A 24,807-nucleotide genomic window follows, 5' to 3' on the forward strand; every position below is an offset into this window, starting at 1 on the left:
CGGCTGCCGAATAATCCGTCCGCATCTTGATCGCTGAGCCCATGGCGCGAATCCTCCTCGCGCAATCGAATCACGGATCCGCTCATTCCGAAATCCCAAGAGAGTCAGCCGTCAGATCCTTTGGTATGAGTTGCTGCGCAAACGCGCCCCTCACGCCGAGCGCATCGGATTCGAGACGGGCGCCATGTCCGGTGGCTCTGGCACGAGCTCACAAGGGTCGGGTTGCCGGTCGTCTGCATTGATGCCCGGCATGCGAAGGCGGCTCTTTCGGTGCGGATGAACAAAAGCGGCGAGAGCGATGCCCGCGGCCTCGCCGAATTGGTTCGCGTCGGCTGGTATTGTGAGGTGAACGTGAAAAGCGCGGAAAGGCAGGCAAGCTGGTGCCGTCGCCCCAAAGGCAGTGAGGAGAACGGCGATCTTGCGCGCCACCGCCACTTCGCCTTCTTCATGCCAATCCGCTTCGACAGACGAACGCCCCAGGCCTTCAGCGTCGACCACTTCTTCGTCCGGTGCATGAGCACGCTGGCCGCTTCAGATAGATAAGTTCGCAATAGCCGATCTCCCCAGCGTGAGACGCGACCGTTGATGTCCATTTCACCGGACTGTTTTCGTCGCGGTGTCAGGCCAAGATAGGCACCTACGTTGGCGGCTGCCTGTGCGGTTGCACAAGGAATATCAGCGATGCGAGGATTTCGAATCGATGAGAAGCGCAACCAACTGGCTTCTGGTCTTTACACCGAGCTTCCTGCGGGCGTTATCGAGATGAAACGCGGCGGTGCGCTAGTGTGATGCCGAGAATGAAGCCCGTCTCCCAGGCCGACTTGCCACGTGCTACCCATTGCGCGCACTCCTATTCGCGCGCCGTCAAAGGCACTCCATCGACGCTCCGGGCAGCGGACAGTTTTCGTCGAACAAACATGTGAAAACAGGTCGCAACGTATGGGACACGACCGCGGCGGGAGCAAGAGGTAGGCGAAGGCGAGCAGGTCGAATTGTGAGGCCACTTCGCCGAGAGCGTTGCGGAAATCGACCTCATCGACGCTGTCCCAAAGCCGTTCCAGAAATCTTTCGAAGACAGGTTGCATGTCTGTCCTTGGATCTTCGGCGACTTGCTTGCGGGTGGCAAGTCCGGGTGGACTTGCAACGTCTCAAAAATGCGCCCTGCCGGCGGGGAGGTGCGCCGGCAGGGCTCGCCGCCCAAAGGCTGCGGTCAAATGGGAGGACCGGACAGCGCGCGGCAAAGAAATGCTGGTGGGCGCCAGCAAAGATTATACCGCGCCTTCGGCCTTCAGCGCGCGGAACGTCGTGTCAACTGATTTCGCGGTGGCGTCGACGATGATGTCCACCTCGTCCCTGGTGATGATCAGTGGCGGGGCAAAGCCGAGGATATCGCCATGCGGCATGGCCCGGCCGATGACCCCATTATCAAGCAGAGCAGCGGCGGCACGCGCCCCCACCTGGAGCTCGGGCCCAAACGGTACGCGCGCTTTGGGATCTCGCATCAGCTCTACGGCAGACAGGATTCCGACGCCGCGAACTTCGCCGACAATAGGATGTCCCTCCAATTCGGCTTTCATACGGGAAAGCCAATAGGGCCCGACATCGCGAACATGCTCCAGAATGTTTCTTTCCTTAAGCACTTGAATGTTGGCAAGTGCGGCCGCCGCGCAAAGCGTATGACCGGAATATGTCCAGCCATGACCGAGAGGTCCGTGCTTCTCCGTTCCTTCTTCGAGTACCGACCAGACGCGGTCGCCGATAATCGACCCGGAAATGGGGAGGTAGGCGGAACTCAAGCCCTTGGCGATGGTGACGAAATCCGGACGCATACCATAGAGGTGGGAACCGAATTTCTCACCGGTTCGCGCGAAACCGCAAACCACTTCGTCGGCGATCAGAAGGATATCGTACTTATCCAGAACCTCTTGAATGGCCGTCCAGTACCCCTTTGGAGGCGGAACGATGCCGCCGGTCCCAAGTGCCGGTTCTCCGATAAAGGCTGCAACCGTATCTGGGCCCTCAGCAAGAATAAGGGTTTCAAGTTCGTCGGCACAGCGCTTGGAGAAGGCTTCCTCAGTTTCGCCCTCATGCGCCTGGCGATAGTAATGTGGCGTCGTTGTATGGCGCACCAGGCTCAAAGGCAGGTCGAAAAACTTGTGAAAAAACGGAAGGCCCGTCAGGCTACCGGTGACCAGCCCGGAACCGTGATAACCGCGATGTCGCGAGATGATCTTCTTCTTTTCAGGGCGGCCGAGAATGTTATTGTAGTACCACACCAGCTTGATGTTGGTTTCGTTGGCGTCGGAACCGGAAAGACCGAAATAGACCCTTCGCATGTTCTGGCCGAAATATTCGACGACCGCCTCCGCCAGGAGAGCAACCTGCTCCGTGCCCTGGCTGGCGTAGACATGGGCGAACGGCAACTCGTGTGCTTGCCGGGCAATGGCGTCGGCTATCTCAGTGCAGCCATACCCCATATTGACGCAATAGAGCCCGCCAAAACCGTCGAGGCTTTTTCGGCCTTCAGTATCCCAGATGTAGACGCCTTCCGCTCTCGCCATGATGCGATTTGGCGTCTCGCCGCGGCTGTGCTTGGCTAAGTGCGTAGACGGATGAAAGACGAAGTTTCGATCCTTCTCCCGGAGTTGCTCGGTTCCCAGATTGCTCAAGCTCATCGTTCCTCTCCTCGCGATCAGTCGCCGGAGGACACTCAGCCGCCTCCCTATCAACTAGCATACCGGCAAACACCTCACGAATTTCGCGGGAATCCACGTCTTTTGCCGACGAATTCTCGAAATCGGCATCAAACGCCGTGAAAACCAAGGCTTCGGGAGTTTGCCATCGCCCTTGGTGCGGAAATGAGGATCGGCGAATTGTTCGTTACGACAAGCTGGTCGAGATCTGCCCGACCATCCACGAGGTCAGCGAAACTGGCCATTGATTTAATGCGGGCGCCGCCGGGTTTTGTTCGTCCGTATGTCTGCGAAAGGTACCGCATAGAGTCGGGGGCATGGTAGTACGAGATGCGCCGTCCGAAGGCCGCCATCCGGGAGTCCAGCAGAATCTGTGCGATGCATTCTTCGTGTCGCCGGAATATGTTCGGGCATATGCCGATGAGCCCGCTCGTGGCGGCACGCACTAGGCTGGTCAGGATTACAACCGAACTCTCAAATCATATCAGATCCGCAGCATCATGAAGGCGTTCGGATTGCTGGTTCCCGCGGGCAAGGAAGCATATTCGAGAAGCCGTCCGCAGTCTCCTCGTCGACTGCAGGGCTGTCCGGGGAAAGTTATTCATATGCGAAGTGTAACTGGCTTGGGGAGGTTCGGTCCCTTCTGCGGATTGACTGGAGACGGCTTGTTGATGGCCTCGATCCTTCGGCGCTCGCACAGGCATCGGGCGACCCGATCGGTGAAGCGCAGGATGGGCAGTATGAGGCGTCTCCGCCCCATTGATTTTTCTGTTGCGCTCAAGCCTTCTGTTGTTGGGCTATCATTGTGAGGCGCTGATCTGTTGATGTCGGGCCACGTCCGTGCAGAACGCGCCAGTTGTCGATAACTAAGATATCGCCTTGGTGCCAATGGTGGACTTCCGGGGAGCCGCCGGCCAACCGACGCTCCATCAGTCTCAGAGCTGCCTGTCCTCGCTCATCGACGGCTTCAAGACAGCCAGGATCGTATCGGAGAAAGACGCGATCGGGCGACAGAATGGTCGAGTAGAAAGAGCGCCGGCCGGTTCGCACCAGGATCGGAGCGCCTTCGAGAAGGTGAAGCTCAAAAAGCCGATGGTTCGCCAATCGAGGAGCATCGTCACCGCGCGGGGCGATCCAGGGCTCGATGCATCTGAGAAGGAGATAGCGGCAGGGTTTTGGTCGGTGGCTCAGTTCTGTGTGGAACGGCAACGTGTTCAGCCCATAGCGCGCTCAAGGATCTAGGGTGTGCGCGGTCGGGAGTTTGAGGTCGGACGAACTCCTCCAGCGCGCCGCCTCGGCCCGCAACGCGCTTGCCGAGAAGATCGCCCATAAAGCCGTTTTGGCGGACGATAGCTTCGGCCTCCGCGGATCCTGCGATCTGATGAGCCCAACCGCTTTCGGCCAGCGTCGTCAGGAATAGCTCCAAAACGGTGACAGCTGTGTTTTTCGTGATCATCGTTGCGCTGCTACCGGTCAAGACGAACACGAAGCCGTCGTGCGCGCTCGCGAAACGCCGCCTCACCGCCCTCTAGGATATCGCACACGGCTTTGCGAATGTCCGCATTTTCCAGCCCACCCGCCACGTAGCTGATCGGCGGAAGGCCGCCCGACGGGTGCGGGCCAGCCTCGGCTACAATGATCTGGTCGGCGTCGGTGTTGATGACCAGATTGGCGTTATGCGTGACAATGATGACTTGGCGCTTCGATTTAGCCGCAATGAACAGCGCCACCAGCTCGTCGAATACGGACTTTGGATCGAGGTTTTCCTCGGGTTGGTCGATGACCAGCGGGCGATCATCTGAATCGTCGAGCGCCAGGTAGAGCAGTAAAAGGACGATGCCCCTGGTGCCAGGCGAAAGCTTCCGGATGTCGACGCCGTCATAGGAGATCTCATACCTAACGGTGATGTGGTCGGTCGCGAAAAGCCAGTGAGCGAATTGCTTCGACCAGGCGCGAAACTCGGCTTGTTGCGTGGGTGCAAAAGGGGCGTGAGCGAGAAGGTCATTGATGTATTTTCCAATGAAGGCCGTCATTGCAGCCTGAACCTCCGCCGCCGAGCCCGTTTCCCACGCGGATTTGAGAGCCTCCGTTGCGGCAGTAATGAGCGAGCGGCGGCCATAGAAGGGGCCGGCCTTGCGTCTGTCGAGGAGCTCTTCCTCCGCTACTGAACCCCATGCGTCAACGTCAGCGATTCTGCGTACCGAGAAGCGGAGTTTCTTAAGCGTACCTGATGAGGCTACAAGCCTCGCCATTAGCGGTGCGTAGAGACCGGCAAGTGCGTTCTGTTCGTTGATGATCGCTTCGAAAACCCGTCCGTAGGTGTCATCGCGCTCGTTCTGAAGCTCCTTCCGGCGAGCTGCGGCCCCACGTGCATCCGTAAGCCGGGTGTCCAGGGCCTGAAGCGCAGAACTCTCCTGGGTGATGCGGCCAGTCAACGCGGTGTATTGATCCCGGACCAGTTTGTCAGCGCTGAACAGAGCCCCAAGGCGGGTCATTTCAGCAACGATCGGAGCGAGCGTAAGTGCCGAGAGATCAGCATTGTCGGCGATCAGCGCGACGTTCGGATCGCCAGGCGGCGGTGGAACGCCGTTCAGCTTTCGCACCTCGCCATCCGCCCACGCGATGTAAGCTACCAAGCTCTGATCGACATTGCCCTTGTAAGTTAACAGGAAGTCGTCCCACTGCTTAGCGTCCAGGAAGCTGTTGGCATGTCGCGCCTGGGTTTGGCGGAGCATTTCCGGTGCGCCAGTGGCGCGCATACTACGGGCCTCGTCCTGCAGGGCTACGAAGGCACGGCGTTGATTTCCGAGGGTTTGGATCCTGTTCCGAAGATTCTGAGCCACGGCGCTAAGCTGGGTGTGGCGGGCAACCTGCGCTTCGGTTCCTTTGACGACGAGCTTCGCCCGATCGGCCGTGTAGTCCGCGATTAGTTTCGTTTTCTGCGCGACCTGCATAGATAATGTGGCGACAAGGGTTTCCTTCTCGAACTCCCCGGCGATGCGTTCTGAGACGTCCGAGATCGCCCCAGCTTCACGACTGCGTGCTTGTTGAAAACGTGCAGTCTGCTGGTCGCGCAGGTCGGCGAAGTCGGTTGCCCAGTCACGATCTTCTTGTGAATGGGACTCGAAGATCACGCGCTCGATCTCGTCCACAAGACCATCGGAGACACCCTTAGCCGAGCAAAGCTCTTCAACGAACTGCTGGGAGAGATAGCGGGCGCGTGGAAAGGAGATATGGCCGTTGGCGTCGCTGCCGTTGAGCGAGCGACTAACCTCGGCGCCGCCGCCCCAGGTGAGCGTCGTCGTCGCGCCTCCGATCAGCCTGCGCGCCCGTGCCAAGAAGGACGGACTGATATTCTCGTCAGCGTTCCAGCCGGAGGGCGCAATCGCATCGCAGCCTGCCGCAATGACATCTGCCAAGGCCGTCTTGCCAGATCCCCGCGCCCCGATAATGGCTACAAGGCCCGGGTTGAGGGGGATAGAAGGTGTGGTGGCCCAATCCGCGCCGTCGATAACGACGTGCGAGATGACCTGCGACGGCATTGCCGATCGAGGCGGTTGCTCGCCGACGAAGGCGCGACCCTCTGGGTCGATGCAGGCTTGGCGGAGAGCATCGAATTCCAAAGCGCCTTTAATCCATGAAAAGCGATTATCGACTGGCTGGCCAACCGATTTCTGATCGTGTGAGTCGCTCCCGTGGAGACAGGGCTTACAGCCATCGTAGCGCGCACGCAGTTGCTGGACGGTCACGCCGCGCTGGCCGAGCCAGAATTCTCGCTGTGCTGGGCTGCTGGAGAAAATGATGTGCGCAAATTTCTCAATTTCCTCGCGCACAGTAGTGTCGGCAGCCTGTCGGAGACCCGAAGTACCGTCACCGGCGCCGCCTGCAACGGCGATCAGTATGTTTGTCTTCGCCCATTCACTTTCTTGAAACACGGTTCTAAGCAGATCAAAATTGACCTTAACCTGCGTCGCACCATGCCGAAGAGCTGCGCCGTCATCGATGATTGTCGGGTCGGCACGCTTTCCAAGCTTGATAAGCTCTTCGCGTGAGCAATCGTAACGATCGTTGTGCGCGCCAAATTGCAAGCGCTTGAGGATGCGCTTGACCTCATCGACATGGTGCGGATCTTCGGGGCTGACCAAGAGATGGATGTTCACGAAGCCAGACTTTGCCGCCACATCGAGGCGCAACTCGATGTTCGCGAAGATCAGCTTTACACCCGGCAACCTGCCAGCACCTTTGTGTTTGAGGAATTGCTCGTAGGTGTCGGTGACATAATAATCGGTAACGGCGATTGCCTCGATTTTGGGTGTCAGGCTTTCGAGCGTCGCCAGATAGAAATTCCAGGGATCGGTGGCTCCGAATTGGTTATTGAGAATGGTGCCAGGCCCATGAATGTGCGGCTCCCAACGATGCCATTCTGAACCGCGACTGATCAACGTTTCTGTTTTCTTGTCGTCACCACCCTGCACTGTAGTTTACTCCTGCACCCCGAACATTACTTAATGAATAAGCCTTGCGCGTACCCAGTAAGGTCGTCATTGACCTCCCCACCTCGATCGCCACAACATCGGCCACCACGGCCGTTGCGCAGTCGATAATACCGCAGGCGGTAGCGGCAATCTGCCGATGCCTATCCATTTGCCCTTAACCCAAGCCCAATGGCGGGCTCCACCGCGGTGTCAAGCCAGAAGCCGCGCAGCGGGGGCCGAGGCACCCTTGACGCTGATGTGGAGGCTGCCACCCACAGGAACCAAGGCCCAGCCACAAGAATAGTCGCCGACCGCTATCCCTTGCCCGCTAGTGATTCAGCTCCATCCAAGCTTTATGTTCGCGCCAGCCACCGCAATTTTTCTGAGTTCAAAATCGTCGATTAAACCCGGTTTGGCGGAACCGCAAATAATTGAAAGCGTATAGTAACCTCCGGCGATGGCGTCGAAGGTCTGCTTGCTAACAGTCAAAATAAATGTCTCTGACCTACGCTGTCCGTCATTTGGGTCACCTATGTAACCCACCAACTGGTCATCAATATTGACCGTGTGTTTTTGCCAGTCCTCCCAAGTTTCAATTAGGGAGGTCTCCAACCTTAGCTGCACGTCACCGGTGTCGGTTTCATTCAGAGAGGGCCGGATGGGCAGGTGCAATTCAAGGCCCGCATATTTTGCATGGGGGAAAAATTCCGTCGACGGGGTGTCACCCAGCTGAACATTTTCGTCGAAGAATACCGCGTATTGGTCTGCCATTGAATTCCACTGTATCAACGCGCGATGAGAATAAGCTGCGACCAAGGAAATTGACCGGCTTGGCCACAGCCTTTGTCGTTTGCATCTGACGAGTCGGCGGCCTTTGTTTTGGTGAAGTCGGCTGCGTCTGCAGCTGACGCCGCATCAAAGACCTGCTGGCAGTAAAATAACTGACCGTTAGAGCCAAACCACTCAAACCGACTGTATTTTCCGGGATTATACTGATTGTCTGCACTATTGTGAGCGATCAAAAAGTTTTTCGTGTTGTCGACGCTACAGATATCGAAAATCATCTGGTCGCCTGCAGCGTAGCCCACCCACGCTTGTTTGCCCACCGCCTGCCACCCGTCAAAATTGTCGATATACATGCCGGATATTTTTGGCGGAGCAGCCACCGACCCTATACAGGCCTCTTCAGCAAAACCCGATACCGGATGCAAAATTGCTGCACATGCAAGTGAGCCTATCAAGATGCAGGCCGCTTTCGAGATATTAGAAGTCATCCGAGAACCCTTCCATATGGAGCGTTGAAGTAAACCTTTTTGCACACGTAAATGTACACCGATCATAGGAACGGTGGGAGATTACGAGGGGCGAGATCTCGTTTTTCTGGATTATTCGTAAATTTCGTTTTCAATTTTGAATTTATACTTCTCTTTGACAGCCGGAAGCTTCGATCCTTCTCTCGTAGTTGCTCTGTTCCCAGATTGCCCAAGCGCATCGTCTCCCGTCTCGCGAATTCAGGGAGAAGACCCGGCCAGCCGCCTCTCTATATCAGAAACGCCTCTCAAATTTCGCGGGAATGCACGTCTTTCGCCGACGAATTCTCGGAATCGGCATCAAACGCCGTGAAAACGAGGGCTTCGAGGATTTACCGTTGCCTCAGAGCGGACAAGGGGATTGGTGAATTGGATTTCACCGGTTTCGTCACGACAAGGCTGTAGTATTGATCGATACCCAAGCCTGCCTGCAGCAATCCCTCCATGAAATCCTGATACGCAGCCATGGAAGGAGATGAAACGCGCATCAAATAGTCGATCCGCCCCCCGATGGCCCAGCAGTCCAGGATTTCCGGAATCTCGTGGATCGCAGTCTCGAAGTGCCGCTGATCCTCGAGACGATGGCGATCCAGAACCACCTCCACCATTATGGAGATGATGCCACCGATGAGGGCTGGACTGAGTCGCGCATAGAACCCCTCAATGATCCCTTCGGCTTCGAGCACACGGAGCCGCTCCGAACAGGCCGACGCCGAAAGATGAACACGCTTTGCTAGTTCGCTCTTCGAAATCCGACCATTTGACTGGATCTCTGAGAGAATCCGGACGTCCCAAGCGTCTAGTCGCGCAGGATCGGGTTTCGACTTCATGACCTTTTGCTCTCAAGCGGTGGTCGACAGCGCAAATTAGTGCCAACCAATTCTATCATTGATTGAAGTTAGGAATGTAGTGGGCGTCATCCGTCCTCGGTCAGTGCGAGGTTGTCGAAAGTCGGGTCACTGAGAGCGATCCAAGCAGAAAGAAAGGCTGTAGAAAAGTTGGGCGATCGCCCCTCCCCTAACCGGGCATTTGGAGAGGGGTGATCGTCTGTCGGCGGCGACCTCGTCGTAAATAGATAGCGCATTTTTTGGTATCTCCGGTGCTTCACTTGATTGGCACCCTCGAAAGCACCCGAGCGTCGATCGTATAGGCGGCAGGTCGATGCAGTGGTTGGTTCCGAGGATTTGGCATCGAGAGCGACTTGAAGGCCTTTCTTGTCTCGCTCGCCGAGGAGCTGAACCACAATACCGCTTGCGTGACCGTTGCGCCCAAAATCCGGGCGCGGAAGACTCGCCGGATCTCGCAGCCGGGAAACTCAAACGCCGATGCTGCGGGCAATGCTGTCGGCCGCCATGCGCTTGCGCCACTCAAGAGGCCCGGAATTGTGAATTGAGTTTCCCTCAACATCGACAGCCATGATGACCGGCATGTCCTGCACCTCGAATTCAAAGATCGCTTCCATACCGAGGTCTTCGAACGCCACCAGCCGCGCCGCCTTGATCGATTTTGAAATCAAGTACGCAGCGCCACCCACTGCGATGAGATAGGGCGCCTTGTGTCTGACAATCGACTCGATCGCCGCCGGTCCCCTCTCCGCCTTACCGACCATAGCGAAAAGTCCGGTTTCGGCGAGGATCTTGTCAGTAAAACCGTCCATCCGGCTGGACGTTGTCGGGCCAGCCGGCCCGACCACCTCATCCCTGACTGCGCGGACGGGTCCGACGTAATAGATCACGCGTCCCCGCAGATCGATCGGAAGCGGCTTGCCGGCATCGATCAGGTCGACCATTCGCTGGTGGGCAGCGTCTCGGCCCGTCAGCATCTTTCCGGACAAAAGTAGGGTTTCACCGCAGCGCCACGATGCCGTCTCTTCTTTTGTGACCGCATTGAGATTGACCCGCCGGACGCCAGTTGCGTGCAAATCCTCATGACCGATCTGGGGCCATTCGGAATGGTCGGGCGGTTGGAGTTGTACCGGTCCTGTGCCGTCCAAAGTAAACTTAAGGTGTCGGTTGGCGGCGCATTGCGGAATGAGCGCTACAGGCTTTGACGCCGCATGTGTAGGATAGGCTGCAACCTTGACGTCAACAACTGTCGTCAGCCCCCCGAGACCCTGGGCTCCGATACCGAGCGCGTTAATGCGTTCATAAAGCTCAATCCGCAGTGCGTCCTCCGCGCATGACGGCCCCCTGGCGATCAGCTCCGACATGTCGATAGGCTCGTTCATTGCCTCCTTGGCCAGTAGCATCGCCTTTTCAGCGCTACCACCGATGCCGACCGAGATCAGGCCGGGGGGGCACCATCCGCTGCCCAGGGTCGAAACAGTGTCGACCACCCAGTCGGCAACGGACGCGCTGGGGTTAAGGGTGGTGAAACGCGCCTTGTTTTCCGATCCGCCCCCTTTTGCGGCGATGGTGATTTCAATCTGGTTGCCTTGCACAAGGTCGACGTGGACGACTGCCGGCGTGTTGTCGCGGGTGTTCAATCGTGCGGCAAGCGGATCCGAGACGATCGATGGGCGAAGGGGATTGTCGGGGTCGAGATAGGCTCGGCGGACGCCCTCATTCACCAGGTCAGCGAAACTGGCCGTTGATTTGATGCGGACGCCCATGCCAACCTTTGCAAAGACCACCACGAGACCGGTATCCTGGCAGATCGGGCGCCGTCCGAAGGCCGCCATGCGGGAGTTCAACAAAATCTGACCGATGGCGTTCTTAGCCGACGGACTCTGCTCGCGCGCGTATGCCTGCGAAAGGTATCGGATGTAGTCGGGGGGATGGTAGTACGAGATATACTGAAGGGCGTCGGCGACGCTCTTTGTAATATCCTTGCCGGCAATGGTCCGAGTTTTTTTATCCACGAATTCTCATCCCAATGACCCGAGCCCGTTGACCAGTTTCAGGCTTTGGAAGCTCCGCAATCCCTGCTCGCCGCCCTCATATCCATAGCCGCTTTGTTTGACGCCCCCATATGGCGCATCTGCAGAAACCCCTTTCAGGTAATTTACACTGATCGCGCCTGCCGAAAGACCGCCGATCAGGGTCCGTTTCGCATCGGTGGCGCCGGTGAAGAAGTAGGCAGCCAGGCCATACTCAGTGGCGTTGGCTTCTTCGATCGCCTCCTCGATCGTGTCGAACGGCGCCACGGTGAGGATCGGCCCGAACGGCTCGTCATGAAGCACTTTTGCATCCTTTGGCACGCCTGTCAGAATTGTGGGCGGCCAGTAAAAGCCCGGCTGGTCGAGGCGTGTGCCGCCAGTTTCGATGCGGGCGCCGCGATCGACAGCATCCTGGACCAGACGCTGCATTGCCTCGATTCGCCGGGCGTTTGCCATTGGGCCCATCTCTGTCGCCGGGTTGTCGGGTGGGCCGATCTTGATCTTGCGAGCGGCTTCCGTCATCCTGGAAAGGAACTCCTCATAGAGAGGCCGCGCGACGAGGATCCTGCTAGGGGCATTGCAGCTCTGGCCCGCGCACTCGAACTTGTATTCCGAAATTGCCGGTATGGCCGTTGCCAGGTCAGCATCCTCACATATAACGACCGGGGAATGTCCACCGAGTTCGAGGATGCACCGCTGCAAGTTATTCGCGGCGAGCTTGGCGAGCTGTTTTCCAACCTCGGTAGAGCCCGTGAAAGTTAGCACCTTGACGATCGGCGAACTGAGGAGATGCCGGGATATTTGCACAGGCACACCAAAGACGAGATTGACCACGCCGTCCGGAATACCCGCTTGTCGCAAGGCTTCGACGAAATGAACGGCAGCGCTTGGTGTCTCTTCAGCTCCTTTGAGGATCACCGGGCAGCCCGCCGCCAAAGCAGGGGCGAGCTTGCGGGCGATGAGCACGGCGGGATAGTTCCAAGGCGTAAAGGCGGCAACGACGCCAAGGGGCTCGGGGACGATCATCCGGTTCGGGCCCATCGGAATAGGGGCCGACAGCTCTTCGGCGTGCGTGCCGTTCCACTCCAATGTTTCAACAGCGCGCGCGTATTCACCGGTCGCTTCGGCAATCGTCTTTCCCTGTTCGGTCGACAAATCCTTCGCTGCGTCTTTCACCTTGGTGGCAAGGGTCCTGGCTGCCGCAACAAGGATCTCGCCGCGCTCTTTGGCAGGCCGTGAGGACCAAGCCCGGCGGCTGCGCTCTGCCGAAGCAAGGGCCTCATCAAGGTCCGACGCTGAAGCCGCCGCCACCGAGGCAAACACTTTCTCTGTCGCCGGGCTGGTAACCGGCAGAGTGGTTCCGTCGCTACTGTCTCGCCACCTGCCGTTGATGAAAAGCTGATAGCTCGGGGCGTTGGACATCGCATGCTCCGCTTGAGTGAATTCCTGCCAATTCGAGACCAGCCGATATCCGGACCAAGGCTCGCCTCTCTGCAGTTTCATCGAGATGGTCACGCCCGGTCAAATATGGAATATCGACCAAAACCATCTCGAATACAGATGATACAGCCGCGGAGGAGCGATAGCACTGAAACTGGTTGGGATGTGTTTAAGCCCGGTCCGGGGCCGTGGCCGACCAGTGCTTGCTCTCGATCAAAGTATTTGCGACCTTGGGGATCAGCTTGCGGACCGCAGAAACGGCCGGAGACCGCTCATCTTTCGGGTTGACGGCAAGCACAACGGAACGGGTGATCACGGGATCAATGATTTTAACCGTCCGGACTTGGCCTTGAGACGCCTCTTTCTGAATGGCCGACGGGGTAAGGATAGAATACGCTTTTCCTTCCATGACCATATTGATGATCGTTGAAAGGGAGTCGACTTCGAATCTCACGTCAAGCATACAACCGTGTTGCGCAACGACATCAGCCACCGAACGCCTGACATTGTTGTTGCGCATCGGAACCGCCAGCGGAAACGCATACAGGTCGGCGAGCGGAATCGAATCTTCGAAAGGCGGTTCACCTGGCGGCACCACCAGGCAAAATTCTTCGCGGGCCAGCACCGTCATTCGCCCCACGCTCTCGGCAGTGCGGTACAGGACTGCCAGATTGAAGCGGCCAGCAGCCATCCACTCCTCCAGCGGTCCCGTCATGCCCTCGATCATCTTAAGCGAGATCCTCGGCAATTCGCTTCTTACCGATTCAAGCAGTGGACCGCTAAGGACGCGAGCAGCTCCGGACGGAATGCCAATGGTCACCTCTCCAGAAGGAGAAGCCACCGTGTTGGTCAGTTCCGTCTCAGTGAGTTGAATTTCCCTAAGGATGCTCCGACCGCGCTCAAGCAATCTTGCGCCGGACGCGGTGACACTAACACCAGTCCTGTCGCGGACCAGCAGTTGGATACCAAATGCTTCCTCAAGCTGACGCACATGCAAGCTTAGAGCGCTTTGAGCAACGTTGAGGATCGAAGCTGCCTTCGTGAAGCTACCTGCTTCGACGACGCCGACAAAGTATCTTAGCTGCCTGATGTCCACGATGAACAAACCCAACCGAGGCGCAATCCCCAGTGTCTTCATATCTATCTCGAAACGAGATGGCAGACAAGTCACAAAACTGTCAAATCATGGCTCGAAAACCGGCCGTCTGGATGCCGATTAATGCTCAGTTGTTGCTAGCGAGAGCCAGGATCTCGCGGGCGCGCCGAACCACTGGCGGATCAACCATCTTACCGTCCAATGAGAATGCAGACAGGCCACGCGTGGTGGCATCGTCTTCCGCCGCGACAACACGATGGGCCCACTCGAGCTCCTGTGCGCTTGGCGAGAAAGCCTCATTGAATATGGCCACCTGTGTTGGATGGATCGCCAAAGCTCCGGCAAAGCCAAGCCGCCGTGCATGCGTCGCCACTTCCCGAAGTTTTTCAGTGTCGGAAAATTCGCCGATGCTTCCGATGAAGCCTAGAGGAAGCAACCCAGCCGCACGGGCAGCGAACAGAACGGAAAGGTTCGGCGCCAACAGAAGGTCGAATTCCGGAGCGCCGCCGACAGCGGCGCTGAAGTCTTCAGGACCCAGCGCCATTGCAACCATCCTAGGATGGGCCGACGCAATGGCCGCGAGCCTTTGCAAGGCGCCCGGGGTCTCGATCTGGGCAAGGAACCGAATGCGTCCTGGCGGAAGATTTCGTTCTCGCTCAAGTTCCGAAACCGCATTCGCGATCTCTATAACCCACTCAGCGGAATCCGTCTTCGGAAGAACCAGTGCGTCGACACCCGCTATGACGGCTGCATCGAGATCCGCCGCCAACGCGCGCAAACCACGATTGACCCGGACCAAAACCGACGCACCCCTCCGGCTCACCTTTGCCACGGAGTCAGCCAGCTCCCGGCGGACCTCGCGCTTCTGATCCTGGGGAACGGAGTCCTCCAGATCGAGAATGACTCCATCCGCACCCCGCTCATGGGCCGTCTCCACAAAGCGTGGAACGTGAGCGGGCACGAAGAGTAGGGATCTCCAACGGGGTACAGACATCGCGCCTTCAACGGCCGGGAGGGTATCCTTAATCATAGGTCGCCTCTGCGGTCGACTTTAGCGAGGCCGGCAGCGGCTAGCTTGCTGGTCGGCCGATGACTCAGTGATCCGAGGTAAACAGGCTCTTCGTAAACCGCGAGCAGTCTCACCTTACTCAGACGCGCGCTCACGCTGACGCGGCTCTTTCGCGCAAAAGCCCCAGAACCTCGTCGCGGATAGCCTCGGTGTGAGCGCCAAGAGCCGGAACTGGTCGCAACGAGGGTCGCTCAGAGTTGAAAATTGCGGCCGGCGCTATCGTCTCGACAGTTCCTTCGGGTGTGCCAACCTGCACCCTGCGAATGTGCGGATGCCTTGAAACATCCGCCACCTCGTTCAGTCGGCCATATGCCAGACCGGCCGCCTCGAGCTCGTGCATTGCTTCGTGGCAGGATAGTTCGGAAAAGCGCTGTTCAATGATCTCATCAAGTTGCGCACGATGACCAAGGCGCTCCATGTTGTCGGCAAAACCAGGTGCGCGTGTGAGCTCGGGTCGCTTGAGGAATTGCTCGCAGAAATTTACCCATTCGCGGTCATTCTGAACCGAAAAGATGACGTCCTTGCCATCGGCGCAACGATATGCACCATATGGCGCCAGCGACGGATGTTTCACGCCCGCGCGTACCGTGTGATAGTCGCTGTAGTCGTGTTGCAGAACGGGAACGTTCATCCAGTCGGCGACGGCATCGAACAGTGACACCTGAATGCTTGTCCCTTCGCCGGTGACCTCGCGGTGATAGAGCGCCTGGAGAATCCCGCTATGCGCTGTCATGCCCGCCGAGATGTCGCAAACCGAGACCCCGACACGCGCAGGCCCTTGTTGGGTGCCGGTAATCGCGCATAAACCTGTTTCGGCCTGGACGATGAGATCATAAGCCTTTAGGTGGGAGTAAGGCCCTTCCTCCCCGAAACCAGAGATGTCGCAGGTGATCAGCCGGGGATTTCGTCGACGGAGATCCGCAGACCCGAAACCCAGTTTTTCGATGCTGCCCGGCTTCAGATTCTGGATAAAGACGTCGGCAGCGGCAATGAGCGTGCCCAGGACGGCGCGGTCCGCTTCCGACCTCAGGTCCAGACAGACTGACTCCTTACCCCGGTTGAGCCAGACGAAGTAAGCGCTCTGTCCCCGCACCAGCTGGTCGTAGTTGCGGGCAAAGTCGCCTTCGGGCCGTTCGACCTTGATGACACGTGCGCCGGCATCCGCAAGGCGCGACGATGCGTAAGGCGCAGCCACGGCCTGCTCCACCGCGACGACGGTGATCCCTTCAAGAGAGTTCTGCATGCGACACTGTGCTTTTCATCCAATGATTTCGTTTTTAGTCCGGCGACGGTTCAGCATCGCCAGCAACCGGTTTTGTTCGTTCCCAACAATTGAGAATGCCTCGTCGACACCCATTCCAGGTTTTGCAAGCATCATGTCGACCTGGGTCGCCACCGCTATGTGGACAGAAGCCTGGGCGGAAAGATCTGTCTCGGTACAGCTCCCCCCGATATACGCTCCGACCTTGTTTTCCTTGCAGATGAGAACGGCCCGCGCTGTATCGGCAATTGAGCCGACGTCTGGAGTCTTGATTTGGACCAGATGTGCAGCCTTCGCTTCGGCAAAGTGCCGGATATCCTCAAGCGTATTGCATCTCTCATCAACGACAATGCGCGCCCTGGAACCCCGCTTGTCCAAAATCGATACGATCTTGGCATAGTTCTCAATTTGAGCTTGCGTCGAACCAAAATCCGCCGGAGCCTCGATGTTGAGCGCGAAACCAGGAACGGTCTCGGCGACCCTGCAGATAAAGTCGGCGATCCGTTTCGGGTCCAGGCCGATTTCCTGGCCGATCCAGCTGTACACATCGAAATGCAGCACTGGATGATAGCCCGGACGGCCGATTTCGCGCGTACGCGTTGAAACCCACTTTACGAACTCAATGAAGGTCTGGCCGTCGACGCCAAATTTCTGCCGTGAGTTGATCAGGCCGTGGGGAAGCACATCCACGTCCTTCAGAATCATCTTGTCGACGTTGGTTTCGCGAGCATCGCCGCTCTGGCAGTAGATCGGGACTCTGCGCGTTGGCAGCGGCAAGTTAAATTCACTGCATACAATCTCTGCCATTGTCGTACGTTGAAGGTGGGCTGCTGCGCGTAGAAGCGCCTGGCTGACGCCGTACTCGATCGCGAGCGGTAACCGCTTGTGTCCGATGGGCTCGAAAACTTTGGCGCAAGCATCAAGGTAACGAGACACATCGACATCAAAAAGCCGAGGCACCACAATCCGCGACGTCAGGTCCGAAATATGAGTAGTTTCAAACAAAACATCGCGGCCACCGGCACCAGAATACTGAACGCTCATCATATCGCCCCAAACGACGGTGTCGTCGACAAGGACAAGCCCGACACTCAGCGAAGATGCCGGAACGCGAATGGATTTGAAGTCGGGCGTGACGGGTTCGCCCACATAGACAAAACCGTCCTGCAAGGCACCGGCTCTTATGGCTGCCTGATCGTCGTAGAAAAAGGCGCCGTTTCCTGGCGCGAGGAGCACGTCTTTGATCTGCACTTCAGTTCGCTCGATTTCTGTCGGACGGCGTTGACGGGCGGATGCGGTTGGTTCCGTTACCTACGAAGTATGTGCCAGTTGGCATTGGGTCCGCCAATATAATGTTCCGGGCAGTGTCATCGTGTTTTGAGATGGCCAGTGCCTATTTTTAGGACCGCCGTCGCCTCTTTTGTCTTTTGCACTACAATATGTCTGCTTCGCTCGCTGATCCGGTCCTCATACGTCTAACCGTAGGTCAAACGGAACAAGACAGATGCGGCCGACGCCGAGGCGATCTGCGAAGGGTCACAAGACCGAACATGTGGTTCGTGCCGGTCAAGACGCGCGAGCAGTAGCCTAGTCTTGCTATGCATTTGGTCCCGATCCTTGCTGGTGCGTCAACGAACGGCATCGATCAATGCAGTTCGGGAATTACTCGGTGAGTTCGGTCCGGTGGCCGCAAAGGGAAGCATCAGGGTCGTCAAGTTGCGTCGGCGCATCGAAGGAATGGAACCCGACTTGCTGCCACAACAGATCGGCTCGGCCTCCAAGGTGCCAATGTTCATGCCCCGGACCTTTCGCCGGCCGTCCGCGTTGACGCCCGACGGCAATGATGGCGGCTGCCGAGACGATCCGCCCAGCGTGGCGGACCTTCAGGTAGGTGGCGTCGATCCACAGGTAGGGCCAATCGTCCTCGATCGGCCACTCGAGGAAGGCTTTCACCATGTCGTCGATTTCCTCGCACAGCCGCGAGACCTGGCTCTTGGTGATGCCGCTCATCCCCATTGCCTTGACCAGATCGTCAACCGACCGGGTAGAGATGCCTTGCACATAAGCTCCCCGGATGACGGCGGTCAGCGCCTTCTTGGCGACGCTGCGAGGTTCAAGGAAACCCGGGAAGTAGCTTCCCTTCCTGAGCTTCGGGATGCGCAGCTCGACCGTGCCGGCCCGCGTCTCCCAGTCCCGGTCGCGGTAGCCATTGCGCTGGGCGAGCCGCAGCTGGTTCTTCTCGCAATAGGCGGCCTTGGTGGCCGCGCCACCTCCAGTTCCTTCAGCCGCTGGGCGGCAGAGCCGGTCATCTCCCGCAGCAGATCGGCATCCGGGGTTTGCTCCGCGAGCGTGCGCAGGTTCATCATGTTGTCGACCATCGGTGGTCCTTCGAAATGAGTTGGCTTCAAAACCAAACCCTACCAGAAAGCGCCGATGACCACCGACACGCCGCTCACTCGCTACAGCGCCAAGGACGGCGCGCTCGCGAGCGGCTGCGTAACCGCCGAGCTACACCACCTGGCGGGACCTGCTACTCCCACAATGCCCCCAATGCCCCCCCAATGCCCCGTGTCGCTACGCCGCATCACGACAGTACTGCACGCCTAGCGGGACACTCTTCGTGGAAGAAACAAATGAGTTAGAACGTTGCATCAGAGATGCCAAGCTTACGGCATACCTCATGAAAAGAGTGAAAAGACGATTTTGGTCGCTGCGACGCATCACGCGCGATAGAGTGTGTGTGGTGTACCGCTAAGTATTTCCGCTCCGCGCTCCGTCACCAAGACAGTCTCGCTGCAGCCAAATAAGTAACGACCTTCCCCAAGGAGAATGATGGGCATATGGACGGTCATATTGGCCTGAAGAACGTCCAGTGCGCCGGGCTCCAGGCTGATATTGCCGCGTTCGCCCCATGGGGACCCGGTCTGGTATCCAACCCGATGATTAAGAGCTTTGGGTCTAACAGATCGCTCGATCACCCTGCGGGCCGCCGCGTCCACCTCTCCCGCCGTTACACCTGGCTTGATTGCAGCGATGGCGGCTTCAAGTGCCTCCTCCGCCAAAGCATGCAAGGTCTCGGTCTCAGCATGCTTGCCAAGCACGGCACCGCGAACCAGAGGCCCGGCATACCCCTGCTTAATGCCCCCGACTTCAACCATCGCGGGTTCGTTGTTACCCATTGGATGGCGTGTCAGCTTCGTGTGCGGTAGCTTCGTCCTCTCGCCAAATCCGACTGAGACAAGCCTAACGTCCTCGCCGCCGGACTTGGTAACCTCACTCTGGATGGCCACCGCCATTTCAGCTTCGGATATGCCGGCACTCAGAGACCGCTGAAATGCACGCACGGCCACGTCGGTCGCGGCCATCGCATGACGCATTGCATTAATCTCCAACTCGTTCTTCACGGCCATAACTGATGAGACCAGACGAGAGGCATCGGCAATTTTCATTTCGGGAAGAAGCGTCTGAAGCGCATATACATCTGCCGGAGCGAGGCCCCAGCAGCCCAGCTCGAAACCTACCTTCTTGCCTGCCAATCCCAACCGACGCAGGACGTCGGCACACACTTTGGCAAAATCTGTCTGCTCTGTATAACCAACCAACTCATCAATGCAGCTCTCCGCGCGAACGCCAGTGAACTCGTATTCCCGGACTACATATATTGGAGCCCTTCCCGGCACGAGAATCAACGGAAACGGCATGAAATACGCCCCCATTCCATCGTATCCACCGAGATACTGAAGATGACCATGGGCAGTGACTACAAGTGCATCGAGCTCGGCTTGGGCAACTGTTTCAAGCACCTTGTTCTGCCGTCGTTCGTACTCTGATTTTGGGAACGGTGCGCCGGTGAAGGGAATCGATTCGGCCGTAGTCATAGATAACTCCTTATCGTTGGTTGTAGTCGGTCAAATTGAGGGAAGAGATACGCCCCCTGGGGCTACGTTCCGTACTCGACGGCCACGGACATGAGTCGGCTAACCAATATGCGCTCCCAGATGCAATCTGGCGTCCAAAGAAGAATTCCCGATCTCTGGCGTTCACGGATACCGGGACTAATCATCTGGAATCGCATACGATCGCCGATGTACTCGATTGTATGGTGGTGGGGACAACGTTCCGTCAAGCGCCACCTACTTCCTATCGCTGGGCTCAAGCACCAGGATCACCGGCGCGGTAGCGGAATCGCGCGATCACGTCATCCAGTGGTACGCCCATGGCCCGCTCTAGGTTCGCCCAGTAATACTCGGCACTAGCCAGTAGCTCATCGCTCTGGTCAGGTGCGCGCTCCGCCTTCCAATACCTGATCAACGCCAGCATGGTGAGCCGCGCGAGAGCCGCAACTGGCAAAAGTGGGAGTTCTGACTGGTTTATCGGCCGGCTATGCTCGTACCCGGCGACAAAGGCAAAGGCATCCTCCCAAGGGTTATCCTGAGAGCGACCGATCAGGTGCGCGACCGTATTGGCAGGATCGAAGATCACCGCGCTATGGACAGTGTCACCAAAGTCAAGGATGGCGGTAACGAAGACATCGCTATGCGAATCCACCACGACATTGTTGGGAGCGTAGTCACCATGGATCACTTGCATTTCAAGACTTGTCAGCCTCGGCAGAACGACTTCTTCAAAAAGCCTGAAGACCCGTTGAGCCAGCAATCGGTGCCTGGGGTCTGGCGCGTAATCAACAAGTCCCGCCCAATGGGGGAAGTGCCTAATGTCGTAAACTAAGCTGCGCTCGGCAGCTGGATGCCCGAATAATCGCAGCGCAATGTTTACTCGCCCGAGCATGTCTCCCACCTTGGTCAACTGCTCGACGTTAGCATCCATTTGTTCCCATAACAGGCCTTCGACAAAACAGAAGACGCTAAGTGTGCGACACGTGTCATCCCCCAAGTCGATTGGAACGCTATCCCTTCGCTCAAGGGTGGGCTTGATCCGCTGGATCGGCAGGGCGTGAGCGGCGTCATCAAGATAACGCATCGCTGCAATCTGCAACGCCGTAACTTGTTCAGGCTCGTCGGACGGTGACACCTTTACGAGGTATTCATTCACGCCGGTTTTGAACCTGAACGTATGGCCCTTTTCACTGCCCAATCGTTCAACCCGTCCGCTGAGCCCGTAGTGCCTTTCAAGCATGTTATTCAAAAACAAGGGGTCGATAGATTGGCTTGATGAGAGCAGGCTACTCTCCGCCAGGAGCCGTTGCAGCATTGCGTCAGATAATTTGTTCATGTTGCTAGAGTCCTCTAGAGCCGCTGTTTTGCTACGATGGCAAAGGTCTCAAGGAATCGAGACACATCGGCAGCGGTGAAGGCGACTGGAGGACGAACTTTCAACACGTTGCCTGCGGAGCCGGTCCGGCTGATCAGAACTCGACGGTCCCGAAGGTTCTTGATGATGCTTTCGCAACGAATGGGATCAGGCTCGAGTGTCTCTCTGTCCTTGACGATCTCGACACCAAGGTACAGCCCGCTTCCTCGGATCTCCGCTACATATGGAGAATCCCGTGTCAGCGTTTCAAGCCCTGCCAGCAAGGCTGCTCCGTTCACGGCAACGCGTTCACGCACATTCTCCTGCTCGAACACATCGAGCACTGCGGACGCCGCGGCTATGGAAAGCGATCGTCCGCCCAGTGTGTTGAAGTAGCTGACTTTCCGTCCGAATTCATCAGAGACCTCCGGGCGGAAAGCAACGCCCGAGATGGGAAAACCGTTCCCAATCGCCTTGCCTATTGTGACGATATCGGGAACCACGCCGTGCCGACTGAACCCCCACATCGAATCCCCGAGCTGAGCGAACCCCGATTGAACCTCGTCAGCAATGTGGAGGCCGCCAGCGGCATGGACCTCATCGACCATTGCCTGCATGAATCCCACAGGGTGAGTAAAAATGCCGTCGGAGGTGAAAGCGGAATCGGCAATCAAGGCTGCTAGCCGGTATCCGTGCCGTTCGAGATCAAAAATCGCGGAACGCACTTGATCCCGCATATAATTCTCGAGGGATTGGCCGGGTTCGCAGTGCCTGGGGTCAGGAGCGGAAATGAGTCGGACGTTTGGTCCGAGCGGGGATCCTGCCCCTAACATTGGAGAAAAACTGGCGACCTCGCGCGTGCGACCGTGAAACGCCCAACGCGTAACTATGATACCCTCGCCGCCCGTATGGAACCTCGCGACCCGAATTGCTAGGTCATTCGCTTCAGATCCAGTGCAGGGCAAGCTTAGCTTCGACAGCTCAACTGGGAAAGTTGCAAGTAGCCGCTCAGCATAGGCGACCAGCGCTTCCTGGGGGTAGCGAGTATCAGTGTTGACTGTGGCAATCTGGCGGGAAACGGCATCCGCAACGTGCCTGTGGGCGTGGCCGACGCCTTGAACGTTGTTAAACGCATCGAGATAATCATTGCCGTCGATGTCTATCAAGTGGGCACCAAATCCCGAGACAAACTCCACCGGAATCGTCTCGGAAAATTGGTAGCCAGGACCGAGCACCGCGCCACGGCGTCGGATGATGTCCTGGAGTCGTTCTGGCAGATCGCTGACACCAATCGCATCGATCTGCTTGGGGTTGCGCGAGCTCATCTCAGCGTGGCAGCGGACGATCGAAGAAAACCGCCGGAGTTTTCGTCGAGTCCACTGCTATCTGGTGAATCAGAGCAACGCTTCGCATAAGATTGGCAGGTTCAGCCTCGACGCGAGATGTTGCGATCGTTACGCCAACTGCTGCAAAAAAACATTCGTTCATTCGAAGTGCCCTGTAGGCTGCAATCAAATCCATGCCTTCGATCAGGAATAGACAGCCATCGGCCGCCGCAGTCCAATTCAGTTTACAGATTGTTGTCTTCTCGCGACGAGATGACAACAAGCGAGGCGATAATTGGATCAGTGCGAGCATGCGTCAAGCACGGCGCGGGTCGGCCGCAATGCGCTGACCCCGTTTCGCCAGCGCGCTGCGGATACTACCCGACAACTGTCTGTCCCCGGCGATGCCCCGCTCCTTGGGGCAAGGCTACTTGAGGTTAGTTGTTAGTTGCGGGTTCAAGCACACCCCATCGTGAGAAAGGGCGGCGAACTCGGGTTAACGAGCTACGTGGGTGCTCCCGCGATTTCGGAGCGCCTGTGTTGATGACTGTTGCCGTCCAAGGTTTTGAGAAGCCGTGCCTGAAGGCGCTGCTCGATCACTTTAGAGGATCGAAGATCCGCGTGGGCCTGGCGGGTAGCCCACTCCTTGCCGGGAGTCCTGTTACCGTAGTCTGCGGGACGATCTGCGACTGCAACGACTATGACGCCATTGCGCTAGCGGCGAGGCGCTCCTTTCTTTTCGGCGTCACTACCTCTCCTGCCATCACTGAGTGCCGGGCGCCGCTGGCTGACCATGCTCATGAATCGTAACAATCCGAGCCTATTGCAGCCGCCTTTACCGCATGGGTACGCGGGACTTGGCCAGACACGCCTGACTTCGTGGCCATCTACGTCAAGACTTCGCGGCGCAGCCACGACTTGCATCTGATCTCAGCCTTCGCCACCGGCGCACGCCTGGTGCTCGGTTAGGAAAACGTAAGTATAAGAGCAGCGAGACATTGCCATCCTGTACTTTTCAAGCGAGCTGGCGGAAAACGGCGGCCTTGGGGCGCGCGCATCTCGATAGACTGCCATCGCTATCAATGCCACCATCGCCAACACCATCAACGATACGGGCGCCGACTACCGCTGGCCGTCAAGAGCAACCAGCCGACGATGCGCATCGAAGTGGGCGGCTATTTCAAGGGTGCATCCGCGACCAGACTTGACTGCTTCGTCGACCTCGACAAGACGCATGGCCGCATCGAGAGGCGCACCGCCACCGTCAGTCACGAGACCGGTGGCTCGATGGTCGGCGCCGCTTTGCCGGTGAGTTGCGGCTATTCGCCGCCGTTAACATCATCCGCGTCCGTACCCGCACCGAACTGGAGGAGCGCCGCTCAAGCGGTGCGGCCAAATTGGCTGATCATGAACGCCCTCCACTGGACCCCACAACATCATCTACAACAACGACCTCTACCGGCTGCGAAAGGGCTACGGTGCCCAAAACACCGATATCGTTCGCCACATCGCCCTCAACCACGTCAGACCGTCGCCGACAAACGCTCCATCAAGCTAAGGCGAAAAGAAGCCAGATCGAGCAGCGGCTACCTCGCCTTATTAAACCAAATCAGTCGTCCAATTCCGGCTACCAGTTTTCGACCGCTTCGGCGACGCGACCGCTCTCGATGGCGTCGACTGCTACACTGTTAATCATGTAGAAGATACTGGTGTAATCTGCAGGATCCGTCGCAGCGATTTTTTTGTGTAGGCACCGAGAGCCGACGCAGCGCTGTATTGCACCGTTCGACACTACCAGAGTTTCGAATTGTTCGTTTGCAACTGGCCGGCGCTAGGTAAATTGCTCAAACCGGCGCGGCACCTGAACGTCATCCCTGACTGCCATTGACCTGAGACCCATCTTTGCTCCAGCTCAGTGGAGAGTCCGGGGTTTCATTTCTGGCCTCATGCGGCCTGTTTTTCCAGTGCCATTTTCATGGCGAATTCGCTCGGCGTGATGTTGCCCAGTGC

17 protein-coding genes and 4 pseudogenes are annotated in these 24,807 nt (G+C 57.7%); 2 read left to right on the forward strand and 19 right to left on the reverse strand.

Annotated features, from left to right (window positions below):
• Nucleotides 1-130 precede the first annotated feature (130 nt).
• Nucleotides 131-372 (forward strand): annotated as a pseudogene (locus CKW40_RS39260) (IS110 family RNA-guided transposase); the annotation flags it as partial.
• Nucleotides 373-379: 7 nt separating this feature from the next.
• Here CKW40_RS39260 and CKW40_RS39265 read toward each other — a convergent pair.
• The 19 genes and pseudogenes from CKW40_RS39265 to CKW40_RS43400 form a co-directional block, all read right to left on the reverse strand.
• Nucleotides 380-644: pseudogene (locus CKW40_RS39265) on the reverse strand (transposase); the annotation flags it as partial.
• A gap of 624 nt (nucleotides 645-1,268) precedes the next feature.
• Nucleotides 1,269-2,675, reverse strand: coding sequence for an aminotransferase (locus CKW40_RS39275; RefSeq protein ID WP_095205000.1), 1,407 nt, complete (start codon nucleotides 2,673-2,675; stop codon nucleotides 1,269-1,271).
• 795 nt (nucleotides 2,676-3,470) lie between these two features.
• On the reverse strand, nucleotides 3,471-3,902 hold the full coding sequence (locus CKW40_RS45025) for a TauD/TfdA family dioxygenase (protein WP_342202970.1): 432 nt from the start codon (nucleotides 3,900-3,902) through the stop codon (nucleotides 3,471-3,473).
• Nucleotides 3,811-4,149, reverse strand: a complete 339-nt coding sequence (locus tag CKW40_RS45030; RefSeq protein WP_244571480.1) for a hypothetical protein — start codon at nucleotides 4,147-4,149, stop codon at nucleotides 3,811-3,813. Before CKW40_RS45030 ends, CKW40_RS45025 begins: the two co-directional genes overlap by 92 nt.
• 10 nt (nucleotides 4,150-4,159) lie before the next feature.
• The gene (locus CKW40_RS39290) at nucleotides 4,160-7,135 is read right to left on the reverse strand and encodes a TrlF family AAA-like ATPase (protein ID WP_095205012.1); all 2,976 of its coding nucleotides are present in this window, start codon (nucleotides 7,133-7,135) and stop codon (nucleotides 4,160-4,162) included.
• A gap of 369 nt (nucleotides 7,136-7,504) precedes the next feature.
• Complete coding sequence (locus CKW40_RS39295) at nucleotides 7,505-7,939, reverse strand: hypothetical protein (RefSeq protein ID WP_095205002.1); 435 nt, start codon at nucleotides 7,937-7,939, stop codon at nucleotides 7,505-7,507.
• A gap of 14 nt (nucleotides 7,940-7,953) precedes the next feature.
• The gene (locus CKW40_RS39300; protein WP_143748482.1) at nucleotides 7,954-8,442 is read right to left on the reverse strand and encodes a hypothetical protein; all 489 of its coding nucleotides are present in this window, start codon (nucleotides 8,440-8,442) and stop codon (nucleotides 7,954-7,956) included.
• Between the two features lie 368 nt (nucleotides 8,443-8,810).
• Entirely contained in the window at nucleotides 8,811-9,308 is a 498-nt protein-coding gene (locus CKW40_RS39305; RefSeq protein ID WP_095205004.1) for an Lrp/AsnC family transcriptional regulator, read from the reverse strand.
• A gap of 485 nt (nucleotides 9,309-9,793) precedes the next feature.
• On the reverse strand, nucleotides 9,794-11,338 hold the full coding sequence (locus CKW40_RS39310; RefSeq protein WP_095205005.1) for a fumarate hydratase: 1,545 nt from the start codon (nucleotides 11,336-11,338) through the stop codon (nucleotides 9,794-9,796).
• A gap of 6 nt (nucleotides 11,339-11,344) precedes the next feature.
• Nucleotides 11,345-12,778 (reverse strand): NAD-dependent succinate-semialdehyde dehydrogenase, encoded by a 1,434-nt coding sequence (locus CKW40_RS39315; protein ID WP_095205013.1) that lies wholly within the window; start codon nucleotides 12,776-12,778, stop codon nucleotides 11,345-11,347.
• 187 nt (nucleotides 12,779-12,965) lie between these two features.
• Entirely contained in the window at nucleotides 12,966-13,892 is a 927-nt protein-coding gene (locus CKW40_RS39320; RefSeq protein ID WP_095205014.1) for a LysR family transcriptional regulator, read from the reverse strand.
• A gap of 127 nt (nucleotides 13,893-14,019) precedes the next feature.
• Entirely contained in the window at nucleotides 14,020-14,922 is a 903-nt protein-coding gene (locus tag CKW40_RS39325) for an HpcH/HpaI aldolase/citrate lyase family protein (protein ID WP_280175429.1), read from the reverse strand.
• Between the two features lie 130 nt (nucleotides 14,923-15,052).
• Nucleotides 15,053-16,204, reverse strand: coding sequence for a CaiB/BaiF CoA transferase family protein (locus CKW40_RS39330; protein ID WP_095205006.1), 1,152 nt, complete (start codon nucleotides 16,202-16,204; stop codon nucleotides 15,053-15,055).
• Between the two features lie 15 nt (nucleotides 16,205-16,219).
• Nucleotides 16,220-17,473, reverse strand: coding sequence for a methylaspartate ammonia-lyase (locus CKW40_RS39335; protein WP_095205007.1), 1,254 nt, complete (start codon nucleotides 17,471-17,473; stop codon nucleotides 16,220-16,222).
• A gap of 515 nt (nucleotides 17,474-17,988) precedes the next feature.
• Nucleotides 17,989-18,600, reverse strand: a pseudogene (locus CKW40_RS39345) (transposase); the annotation flags it as partial.
• Nucleotides 18,601-18,942: 342 nt separating this feature from the next.
• Nucleotides 18,943-20,100: a M24 family metallopeptidase gene (locus CKW40_RS39350; protein WP_095205008.1), complete on the reverse strand. Its 1,158-nt coding sequence runs from the start codon at nucleotides 20,098-20,100 to the stop codon at nucleotides 18,943-18,945.
• Between the two features lie 274 nt (nucleotides 20,101-20,374).
• Nucleotides 20,375-21,454: a phosphotransferase gene (locus CKW40_RS39355; RefSeq protein ID WP_095205009.1), complete on the reverse strand. Its 1,080-nt coding sequence runs from the start codon at nucleotides 21,452-21,454 to the stop codon at nucleotides 20,375-20,377.
• A 14-nt stretch (nucleotides 21,455-21,468) separates the two neighbouring features.
• Nucleotides 21,469-22,797 carry an aspartate aminotransferase family protein gene (locus CKW40_RS39360; RefSeq protein ID WP_095205010.1) on the reverse strand — a complete coding sequence of 443 codons (1,329 nt, stop codon included), beginning with the start codon at nucleotides 22,795-22,797 and terminating at the stop codon, nucleotides 21,469-21,471.
• A 1-nt stretch (nucleotide 22,798) separates the two neighbouring features.
• Nucleotides 22,799-23,110 carry a hypothetical protein gene (locus tag CKW40_RS43400; RefSeq protein WP_143748483.1) on the reverse strand — a complete coding sequence of 104 codons (312 nt, stop codon included), beginning with the start codon at nucleotides 23,108-23,110 and terminating at the stop codon, nucleotides 22,799-22,801.
• Nucleotides 23,111-23,340: 230 nt separating this feature from the next.
• On the opposite strand from CKW40_RS43400, the pseudogene CKW40_RS46115 reads away from it, so the two are divergent.
• A pseudogene (locus tag CKW40_RS46115) lies at nucleotides 23,341-24,393 on the forward strand (ISAs1 family transposase); the annotation flags it as partial.
• Nucleotides 24,394-24,807 lie beyond the last annotated feature (414 nt).

Origin of the sequence: Mesorhizobium carmichaelinearum (assembly GCF_900199455.1) — a bacterium.
GTDB lineage: Bacteria > Pseudomonadota > Alphaproteobacteria > Rhizobiales > Rhizobiaceae > Mesorhizobium > Mesorhizobium carmichaelinearum.

What these genes read in the sequence shown, in the direction of transcription:
- CKW40_RS39275 (WP_095205000.1), bottom strand. Translation starts at nt 2,675, where the DNA reads ATGAGCTTGAGCAATCTGGGAACCGAGCAACTCCGGGAGAAGGATCGA.
- CKW40_RS45030 (WP_244571480.1), bottom strand. Translation starts at nt 4,149, where the DNA reads ATGATCACGAAAAACACAGCTGTCACCGTTTTGGAGCTATTCCTGACG.
- CKW40_RS39295 (WP_095205002.1), bottom strand. Translation starts at nt 7,939, where the DNA reads ATGGCAGACCAATACGCGGTATTCTTCGACGAAAATGTTCAGCTGGGT.
- CKW40_RS39300 (WP_143748482.1), bottom strand. Translation starts at nt 8,442, where the DNA reads ATGACTTCTAATATCTCGAAAGCGGCCTGCATCTTGATAGGCTCACTT.
- CKW40_RS39305 (WP_095205004.1), bottom strand. Translation starts at nt 9,308, where the DNA reads ATGAAGTCGAAACCCGATCCTGCGCGACTAGACGCTTGGGACGTCCGG.
- CKW40_RS39315 (WP_095205013.1), bottom strand. Translation starts at nt 12,778, where the DNA reads ATGTCCAACGCCCCGAGCTATCAGCTTTTCATCAACGGCAGGTGGCGA.
- CKW40_RS39325 (WP_280175429.1), bottom strand. Translation starts at nt 14,922, where the DNA reads ATGATTAAGGATACCCTCCCGGCCGTTGAAGGCGCGATGTCTGTACCC.
- CKW40_RS39330 (WP_095205006.1), bottom strand. Translation starts at nt 16,204, where the DNA reads ATGCAGAACTCTCTTGAAGGGATCACCGTCGTCGCGGTGGAGCAGGCC.
- CKW40_RS39350 (WP_095205008.1), bottom strand. Translation starts at nt 20,100, where the DNA reads ATGACTACGGCCGAATCGATTCCCTTCACCGGCGCACCGTTCCCAAAA.
- CKW40_RS39355 (WP_095205009.1), bottom strand. Translation starts at nt 21,454, where the DNA reads ATGAACAAATTATCTGACGCAATGCTGCAACGGCTCCTGGCGGAGAGT.
- CKW40_RS39360 (WP_095205010.1), bottom strand. Translation starts at nt 22,797, where the DNA reads ATGAGCTCGCGCAACCCCAAGCAGATCGATGCGATTGGTGTCAGCGAT.
- CKW40_RS43400 (WP_143748483.1), bottom strand. Translation starts at nt 23,110, where the DNA reads ATGCTCGCACTGATCCAATTATCGCCTCGCTTGTTGTCATCTCGTCGC.